The organism is Butyrivibrio sp. INlla16, from assembly GCF_900104155.1.
Taxonomy (GTDB): domain Bacteria; phylum Bacillota; class Clostridia; order Lachnospirales; family Lachnospiraceae; genus Butyrivibrio.
Window position 1 is genome coordinate 1 of record NZ_FMYB01000094.1, and the last position, 7275, is coordinate 7275.

A 7275-nucleotide genomic window follows, 5' to 3' on the forward strand; every position below is an offset into this window, starting at 1 on the left:
AAAAATAATTGAGCTCCAGGCTGCAGGCTGATTGTTCTTAGATTCTGAGCCAGAGGTAATAACCCAGCCACCGCGTTAGCGGCTTGCCCTTGATGGCACAAAAAATAACTGCTACACTGCTGCAAACGACGGAGAAAATCTGATTGTTCTTGAGTTCTTCGCCGTCGGTGATTAACCGTCAGCAGTTATTTTTTGTGCTGTCAAGGGTGGCGTCCGGCTACCTCAATCTAAATATCTGCATTTTTCAAGGTTCATCTGAGCCTATTTTTTTGACCCATTTTTTTCATAGATTATTTGACACTATCAATAAAGTCCATATTGTCTTAATTGTAACGAATCATTAAAAAAAGCTTGTAGAATATCTCCGGTTTAAACTTAAAAAGGCTGTACTTAATTCTCTGCTTTTCGGACAAGTATTTTTTGTAGCCGTCGTACAAAAGCCGGTATTTTTTGTATGATTCAGCTTTCATTGACTCATTCCCATGCCTGTAAAACTGAACAAGCTTTAACAGCGCCCATTTTAGGACAGAATTAGCAAATTCAATATCATTATTATCTAAAGCTTTTTGCATTCTCTCTTCGTAGGCATCAACAGCATCAAGATGTCTCAAATCATTTCTATTCTCAGACCCGGTTATTCCCTCATCGTTGACACGATAAATATAATTTCTATGTGGAATATATACGGCCTTACTAAATGAGTAAATAAAATTGTTTATCATAAATTCATCTTCATGAATTTTGCCTTCTTTATACCTTAAGTCTTTGATGAGGTCTTTTTTATATATCTTGTTCCATGCGACTACCATTTCAACATATTCTCTTGAAAGAGGGTCAATCAGTAATTGCCTGCACTCCTTATCAGACAGAATCATTTGCTCTGTACCTAATCGATCACGTTCGGCCAGTCTGGCAGACTCTATATCGCAAAAAGCAAAATCAGCACCTGTATTTTCCAATGCATCTATAAAGTCTTCAATAAAAGCTTTTTTTACTGAATCATCAGAGTCCACAAAACTTATATAATCGCCCTTAGCAATTTCCAGCCCACTGTTTCTGGCTGCAGAGAGTCCCCCATTTGGTCGATGAACAACCTTTATTCTGCTATCTTTTGTCGCCCACTTATCACAGAGCATCCCGCATGAATCAGTTGAGCCATCATCGACTAATATAATTTCAATGTTCTCATATGACTGTGCAATAACCGATTCTACGCACTCATCCAAATATTTTTCAACGTTATAAACAGGTATAATTATTGATACCAGTTTATTGCTGCCTGTTCTCAAAAAAATCTCCTTTGAATAAAAACGCTTTATCCCTTCAATGCTTGATAGAAATAGCGAAAGAAGTAGAATATTTCATAATTCCCTGTTCGAAGGCATAGATACCTGAAAGTAGATATTTTTTTAGCTTTTCGAACCTCCAGCAACATTTCCCTAAATTCTTTGCTTCTTAATTCTTTATTAAGGTCCCTTTTTGCGCAAGAAAATGGTGACTCACCTTTATGCATTTTATATATAGCAGTGAGTCTATTTGTCCAATCATAAATAAACAGCGATTTTAATACCACTATGTTATCGGCTGTTACTTCTTTCTGATCTTGTTCCCATGCAATAAACCTTCTATATATATGCTTAGTATTTGTAAGATCATCCGAATGATATTTAACAGACAACCCGTCATCTTTTCTTTTAATATAGTAATAAAGCGGAAGATTGATCATTCCCAGATATCCTTCGGATTGTTCTAAGTAATCGATATTAAACTTAAGATCTTCTCCAACACTTATCTTTTCATCAAATATAATTCCGGATTTCTTAATAATTTCAAGATCATAACATTTGTTTGTAACAAAATTGAATAATTTAAGCCACGCAAGAGTAGCTGCATAATTTCTGGTCAGTAGATAGTTTTCTCCTCTTACATAGCCACGTCCCGACTCAAGAATGTACTCCTTGTCATTCACTCGTTTGTTATAATAATTTCTAAAAATCATGCCACAGGTAACAAAAGATACTTTCTTGTCAGACCATTGGTCGTAAGCTTCCATGTATTTTTGTATCAGATTCTCAAAAGGACAATCATCATCATCCATAAATACAATGTAGTCACCCTTAGCTTCAGTAATACCGGTATTTCTTGCAGATGACACCCCTCTGTTTGATGTAGATATAACTCTAATGCGTTCATCTTTTAACGCATATTCGCTACAAATTTTTACCACAGAATCTGTAGATCCGTCATCTATAATTATTATTTCTATATTTTTGTATGTCTGTTTAATAAGCGCCTTTATACTATCCGCTATATACTTTGAGCCATTATATGTTGGCATCACAATTGAAACTAGTTTATTCTCATCCATGGCTTAATATCTAATACACTCCCACAATAATAATGACATCGCTTTTCCAACCCCCATTATATCGGGAGTTTTCCATTTTTTAATACTCTCCTTATACGCTTGTGTCATTTTTTTCTTTATTTTTTTATCATCTGTATTTCTGTATATATACTTAATTCCATCCAATAATGAAATCAAACTATGCTGAATAAGATTATCTTCCTTATTTTGCTCGAAAAACAATACTCTTTCCTTTAAGGCATCAATGTAATAATGGCTTCTATCACTTATCTTCTCGCCCATAATGCCACTATTTCTTTGATAATAGTAATAGTATGGCACAGGCGTAAACGATACTATTTTTGCCTTATAAATAAGCTTGTACGTTGTTGCTTCATCTTCATGGAGAACTCCAATCGGAAATCTTACAGCATCAAATAAATGTTTTTTATATAGCTTATTCCAGGCTACAGTACATATATTATTGGTTCTCATCATTTGAATAACTGCTTCATGCCCACTCCACATACCGCAGTTTTCGTTGGTAAACAATTCTTCTTTGTCACCTGTAAGCATTATTCCACAAGCAACAATATCTGCATGATCTCTATACATTTTTGTGACCATACTCTTGATAGCATCCGTATTTAGGTAATCGTCACTATCGCAGAAAAACACTAAATCTCCTGACATTATTTCAAGCCCGGAATTCCGGGCAGCTGACAATCCTTGATTTTGTTGATGAACCACTTTAATTCTTTGATCCTTCTGGGCAAAAGCATCGCAAAGCATTCCTGAAGAATCTGTTGAACCATCATCTACAAGTATAATCTCCAATTGGGTATATGATTGATTTATCAGAGAATTTACACACCTATCAAGATATTGTTCAACATTATAAACAGGAACTATGACCGAAACAGTTGCATTTTCACATTTCTCCGAAATAACATCAACAAAGTTTTCATAATAATTATCTATATTAAAATCAGCAATCTTTTTCGAACGTATAAAACCTTTCTCAGCAATAGTTCTTCTATATTCATAGTCCAAAGATAATCTGCCAAGAGCTTTTTCAAGATCGTCCAAAAAGGATGCCCCTCTGTCAATTATTACCGCTCCATCACCCAGTATTTCCGGTAAAGCCCCTGAATTTGTCGTAATTAACGGTATTCCTCGAGAAATTGTTTCAAGTGCCACAAGTCCAAATGGTTCCATATTTTGGGTTGGCATTACCACTACATCATAATCATAATATTTCTGTAGTATTTTCTCCGAGGATATCATCTTTAGACAGTGAATATTATCTTTATTCTTTTCAGCATACTTTATTACTGTTTTTTCATAATGAGTTTTTTTATCGGAAAAGCCTATTATGTCCAGCCCATATTCCTTTCTCTCACTAATATCAAGTCTATCAATATATTGGCTAAAGGCAATAACAAGTTCCTTAACACCTTTATCCGGAATGATTCTACCCGAATACAAAAACTTTGTTGCTTTCTCCTTTTCATCTTTCTTAATACGATTGTTCTGATTTACACCGTTATATAAAACATTTACAACCGCATTTTTATCGCAACATAGTATTTCGTCCTTAATATAATTACTAACAGCAATAAATTGGACTCCCGCTTTTACCAATTCTCTAATATACTGAGGGCTTCTATATACATCTACACAATTATGCATATGAAAAAAAACGGGAATTTCATATTTTCCTCTGCAAAAATTTACTATCTCAATTGCTGTAGACATCAAATTTTGTACAATAACAGCACTATAATTCTCTTCAAGTTCATTAGTCCTTTCAATAAACAAATCCAGGACCTTTTTATCCAAAAGCCTTTTCGAATTTGATCCAATTCTTCTATAAATAGCATCTGTCTTATTATCAACAAATGCGATAATGGGAGATCTGTCAACATACAAAAGATGCGTGCTATTATATTTTATTTCTTTGCTATTTTCATCCTTAATGCAATATAAATCAATTATGAATTGATTCTTTTTCTCATTTTCCTCGATAATCCTGGTAATAAGCCCCTCAACAGCCCCTCCTTTTGTTGCAGGAACCGGCAATATGCAAGGAGTTATTATAGCAATTCTTTCCATAATAAAGCCCTAAAAGGGCTACTTTTATTTGTTATCCAAATAAAAAAGCAGCCCCAGCTATCACTTTAGCTCATTTTCTTCATAAAATGCTTGATGTAAATAAATAATGCAAGCAATGCCCCAACGCCAGCCAAAACTCTTCCTCCCCACAGAAGAGCAACATTCGAAGTATATCCATTATTTGATGTAATTTCAGGGCTAACGGTTACACTAAATGATCCTAAATCTGTCTGCAAGCGTTCTCCGGTGACGTCTGTATAAACAAGTTTAACTTTTACTTCCTGATCTCCTGCTTTAGTAAAAGTAACATTATAGTCCTTAGTATAGCTTTTACCGGCATATACTGTATCTAATCTTATCCGCTTACTATCATCTGATACAAAACCATCAATTATCAACTGAGCGTCTGTAATGTTACCATTAGACTTGTTTACATACTCGATATTAAGCAGTGATTTTCCATTAAGTACAGCGTGCGCATTGATATCTAAACTCTTTACAATAAGACTTTTGCCACTTGATGTAGTTATAACCATTGTCGAAGTGTTGGAAAGAGTTTTTCCAAGACTAAGATAGTCAAACTTACAAGTAAAATCGGCCACATCGCTATCAAGTTTAGAGCTAACAGTTATCGGAATTGATATTGTTTTATTTTCTCCAGGAAGGATAGTCCCTACAAAAAACTGATTATCTGTTCCATATTTAGGATAAATCATGCCTGACGCACTAGACATGGTAATTACAACATTCTCTGCACTTGCTGCAGAACTTATATTATGAAGAGTAAGGTTTACTGTAAGATCATTCCCCGGCTCTAATAGCCCTCCATCAATTGTGTAACTATCAACCCCAATATATGCAACAGTTGAATCTGCAGTTATCTCCTGCTCAGTTTGGCCTGCAACTGCAGGACCATCAGTAGTCGTAGAAATATCGCCGTTTGCAACTTCCCCATTATTACCAATAATTTTCTGCGCGGGATCAATTATATTTCCGGTGGTATCCGCAGGTTGAGGTGCAACCTCCTCTGTTACATCGGTACCCAGCTGGATTCCTGCCCCTGTGGCACCAACAACCATCCTTGTATTGGCACTTATAAGCGCAACTGAACCTATGCACAGTACAAATGCCTTTATTCCAGCATATCTATTCTTCATAGTTCTAATATCCTTATCTTTTTTTTCTTTTGCCTTTTATCATTTTTTTAACATATCTTTCATTTTGGAAATAATCATAATCTTCATGATATGCTGTATATTGCTCCATATCTGTTCTATTTATAATTGTTCCTATCAGATTGGCCTTTGTTTCTTTCAATGCATTTGCAGCCTTAATTAAACCCTTCTTGCTTGTAGCACCAACAGCCGATACTAAGATAGTTGCATCTGCGCTAACCGCAATCACTTCTGCATCCATGGCAGAATTAATTGCAGGCATATCATAAATGATAAAGTCATAGTCATTTGCAAGTTCTTCCCTTGCAACGTTCATCTTATTGGAACACAGAAGTCGAACCGGATTATCGATTAATTCTCCACAAGGAATATATGTAAGATTTTCGGTAGTTGTATCATACTTAATTCTCCCGATTGGCGCCTTATCCATAAGATAGTCTGAAAGACCTACCGTAGCATTCTCATTAAGTCTTTTGTATCTGTTCTTTTTTCTCATGTCGCCATCAATCAATACTGTTTTCCAACCTGATTCAGCAAGTGCCGCAGCAAGATTGATCGCCACTGTAGTTGTTCCGTTACCTGCCTCACATCCGCAAACAACAAAACTTCTATATCCATTTTGCTTCTTTAAAATATGAAGATTCATTACAGCTTCATCAAAAGCATCCTTTAATATATAATTATCATTTTTATAAATATCTAACTTTTTCAAAATAGCCCCTCCTTACTCCTTATACTCAGGAATGATACCAATTACAGGCAGGCTGTTTCCAATTGTAGCCTCTCTAACGGTTCGTACGTTCTTATCAAGAATTTCAAAAAGAATCACCCCAAATGATGATAATGCGAATCCGACCATCATCGCAATTATTCTCTTTTTCCATGCAGATTTATTGGCATCATGAGCCATATAATATGTATAGGCATTATCCAACACTTTAACTGAATCCGCACGTAGTATATTAGCCATCTCAATAGTATATGCTTGAGCCATGGCATCAGCCATAGCCATTGATAAATCCGGATCAGACGTTCTTGCTGTAAACGAGATAATAGTTGCAGAATTAGCCTTTGCCAAAGCTGAAGAGAGCGAATTTGTATCCTGAGATGAGTATACAGATATACTGTTCTGTATATCGGATGTCTCCACATCACTTCTTCCAAGAATAAGTGCTGCTCTTTGACATACCTTATAGGACTTTGCCACATCCATATATGCATTCATGGCAGTTACAGCATTTGCCGCATCTGAATAAGAATTCACCGCTGATGCATATACTGTAGCTTTAGCTCCAAAGGTATCATTTCCCTTATCCAAGGTAACACCTAATCCTACTAAGAAAAACAACACTGTTATTATTGCTATGAACTTAATATTTTTTTTAAGCGCATTTATACATCTAAAAATATCAATCTCTATTTCATTTTTATACATTATTATTCCTTCCCAACTGTGACTAAATTGAATAAAAAACACAAATTCACACAAAATCTATGAAATTATATCATCAAAAAAAAGGATTGTATACTGATATTTTCATAGAGAATCTTCTTTTTCAGATAGGTTTTTTGTATAATTTGATTATTTTACAATTCCATGTTAAAAATGTTACAATATTGTTACATAGTTGTTTTTAT

Annotated in this window: 6 protein-coding genes; all 6 read right to left on the bottom strand. The window is 35.0% G+C overall.

Annotated features, from left to right (window positions below):
• Positions 1–323: 323 nt before the first annotated feature.
• On the bottom strand, positions 324–1289 hold the full coding sequence (locus BLR42_RS21375; protein ID WP_170832931.1) for a glycosyltransferase family 2 protein: 966 nt from the start codon (positions 1287–1289) through the stop codon (positions 324–326).
• Positions 1290–1315: 26 nt separating this feature from the next.
• Positions 1316–2368, bottom strand: coding sequence for a glycosyltransferase family 2 protein (locus BLR42_RS21380; RefSeq protein WP_091873604.1), 1053 nt, complete (start codon positions 2366–2368; stop codon positions 1316–1318).
• Positions 2369–2371: 3 nt separating this feature from the next.
• The gene (locus BLR42_RS21385; protein WP_091873606.1) at positions 2372–4462 is read right to left on the bottom strand and encodes a glycosyltransferase; all 2091 of its coding nucleotides are present in this window, start codon (positions 4460–4462) and stop codon (positions 2372–2374) included.
• A gap of 65 nt (positions 4463–4527) precedes the next feature.
• Positions 4528–5619, bottom strand: a complete 1092-nt coding sequence (locus BLR42_RS21390) for a COG1361 family protein (RefSeq protein ID WP_091873607.1) — start codon at positions 5617–5619, stop codon at positions 4528–4530.
• A 13-nt stretch (positions 5620–5632) separates the two neighbouring features.
• Positions 5633–6349 (bottom strand): CpsD/CapB family tyrosine-protein kinase, encoded by a 717-nt coding sequence (locus BLR42_RS21395; protein WP_091873609.1) that lies wholly within the window; start codon positions 6347–6349, stop codon positions 5633–5635.
• A gap of 12 nt (positions 6350–6361) precedes the next feature.
• A complete protein-coding gene (locus tag BLR42_RS21400; protein ID WP_091873610.1) occupies positions 6362–7072 on the bottom strand; it encodes a Wzz/FepE/Etk N-terminal domain-containing protein in 711 nt (236 codons plus the stop codon).
• Positions 7073–7275: the final 203 nt, after the last annotated feature.